5 protein-coding genes are annotated in these 2037 nt (G+C 30.3%); 2 read left to right on the top strand and 3 right to left on the bottom strand.

Going from position 1 to position 2037, the window contains the following annotated elements; translation table 11 throughout:
* On the top strand, nt 1–237 hold a 237-nt coding region (locus LS81_RS11455), incomplete at its 5' end, for a hypothetical protein (protein WP_161976774.1).
* An 85-nt stretch (nt 238–322) separates the two neighbouring features.
* Nucleotides 323–694, top strand: a complete 372-nt coding sequence (locus LS81_RS10785; protein ID WP_034346547.1) for a hypothetical protein — start codon at nt 323–325, stop codon at nt 692–694.
* A 151-nt stretch (nt 695–845) separates the two neighbouring features.
* Here LS81_RS10785 and LS81_RS12390 read toward each other — a convergent pair whose 3' ends face one another.
* The 3 genes from LS81_RS12390 to LS81_RS11785 form a co-directional block, all read right to left on the bottom strand.
* Nucleotides 846–980 (bottom strand): hypothetical protein, encoded by a 135-nt coding sequence (locus LS81_RS12390; protein WP_267892515.1) that lies wholly within the window; start codon nt 978–980, stop codon nt 846–848.
* A gap of 1 nt (nt 981) precedes the next feature.
* Complete coding sequence (locus LS81_RS12215) at nt 982–1536, bottom strand: hypothetical protein (RefSeq protein WP_052096551.1); 555 nt, start codon at nt 1534–1536, stop codon at nt 982–984.
* Nucleotides 1537–1608: 72 nt separating this feature from the next.
* Nucleotides 1609–1986: a hypothetical protein gene (locus LS81_RS11785; RefSeq protein ID WP_201798954.1), complete on the bottom strand. Its 378-nt coding sequence runs from the start codon at nt 1984–1986 to the stop codon at nt 1609–1611.
* Nucleotides 1987–2037 lie beyond the last annotated feature (51 nt).

The following is a 2037-nucleotide window of genomic DNA, read 5'->3' as shown; positions in this document are numbered from 1 at the left end:
AATGCTATATATTATCCCATACAACAAAAATACGCAGAATACAACGAGAATTTCGCATTTTTTGTGCCTACATATCTCATAGGCACTCCTATCGCACTTTGTCTAACAAAAGTTATCAATAAACTCCACCGCACAAATAAAACTTCACAAATTTTGCATAGAGGTAAAACAATCATATTTGGCATATTCGCACCAAGTGGGTTATTCTTGATAGTTTTTGTGGTGGAAAAAATATAGCACGATAGGATAGAGTTATGATTGGGAGTTTGTATGTTATTATGTTTTGTGTAGAAGCTAACAAAAAACAATATTAGGAGCAAGTATGCAAACCCATTTATTTTCCAGACGACCGATAGTACTATCAATGCAAGATATAGATTCTCTTACCAAAGATTCTCCTATTGCTTTGCTCAATGCCTTGTATCAATGTCAAGACTTTGTATTTGTGGATTCTATGCATAATCCAAGCTTAAATGAATCTAATATTACAAAAACCTTTGGGTATAAATCAAGCTTCTACCTCTCCTTCATCGCTAATAAAGATTCTCTAAGTAATGAGTACCTCCAAGCTAGAAAAGCCTTGTATAAAACCTACCAACTCATTAAGCAAGAACAAGCAGAGGACTTACAAAAAACAACGACAAGAGCTAGAGCAAGAACTGCAAGGATTAGATTCCAAGCAAAGAGAATCTAAATTATTGTTTTTATATAATTTTCCAAAATGCTCTAATCTTTTCCAATCCTTGCTATTTTCCTCTGGTTTATAACTTTCATTAGCTAGATGAAAATATCCATAGGCTGCCATAGCAAGTTCTGCATTGTCTTTTAATTTTTGTATTTGTTTTTTATTGTTTTGCATTATTTTCTTTCCATTCTTTGAATTTTTTATATTCACTCTTGCTTAATATTTCAAAGCAACTCAATCTATCTCCTGAAAGATAGAATCCTGTCCCCTCATTACCTGATGGAAATGGGCGCAAATCACGCCAAGAAGCATAAAAAAGGTTTTATACTAAAGTCAATATTGTCTTTTATTGCAATATTACTTTTAAACCATATTTCAAAGCTTATATTGGTTCTTTTATCTATCCATGTTTCAAACCAGTATCTACTATATTTTTTATCATTAGTTACCCCTAGCTCTTTTTTATATGACTTTGACATATTATCCAAATCCGTATCAAAATACTTTAACACTTTATTATAATATTCCTCATCAAGCTTACCACCATTGGCTTGGTAAATCTCTGGTTTTAACTTACACATATTTCTAAATTGCCAATAACTAGGCTCTAAATAATAAGAATATGGTGTGTAGTAGAAAATAAGGAAAAGAAATAATGCTACTAAAACACTGCCTATGTTATATTTAAAGCGAATAAACAAAACCAAAGGAATAATAATAAAAACTACATATAAAGGGATTCCTATAAGATAGATAATCCCAATAAGGAATAAGATTGTAAATTTTTTTAGAATCTTTTTTACCTTAATAAGATTCTTTTTTCTTTGAAGCCGTTTTTCTATTGTTGTCATTATTTATTCCTATGTAGTAATCATTTATTAAATCTTTGATTTGCTTTAGTTTAGATTCTGTCCCACGAATGGCTAAGATATAATTGATATAGCCATATTCACTTGTATAGCTAATCTCTTTAGATTCTGTATTCCTTTGCTTTCTTTTTTCACCAAATAAAGTAGCAGAAAACCAGATTCAGTATTTGGTTGATGGAATAAAAGCTTAAAACGATTAGTAAAATTTATGGTTCTATCACTTAACTCTTTAGGATATAGCTTTATACATTTATTTATTTCTGCATTAAAGATATGACACCCATTGCTATCGTCGTATTGTGTAGAATCTATTTCTTTAGATATATTTTGGATTTTGTTGTCAAGCTCTTTACCTTGAGAGTTTTGAGTATCTTGATTAAACCTTGCTTCAATAGCTCGAGCATAGGTGGTGTTGGAGTCTTTTTTGTGCAAAACATTGTCATTATTATCTTTTATATACCTATGATTTTATCACTTTTTGTT

It is taken from the genome of Helicobacter trogontum (assembly GCF_000765905.2).
Classification (GTDB): domain Bacteria; phylum Campylobacterota; class Campylobacteria; order Campylobacterales; family Helicobacteraceae; genus Helicobacter_A; species Helicobacter_A trogontum.
Note: the sequence above shows the minus strand (reverse complement) of the source record. Positions and strands in the feature narration are given on the sequence as shown.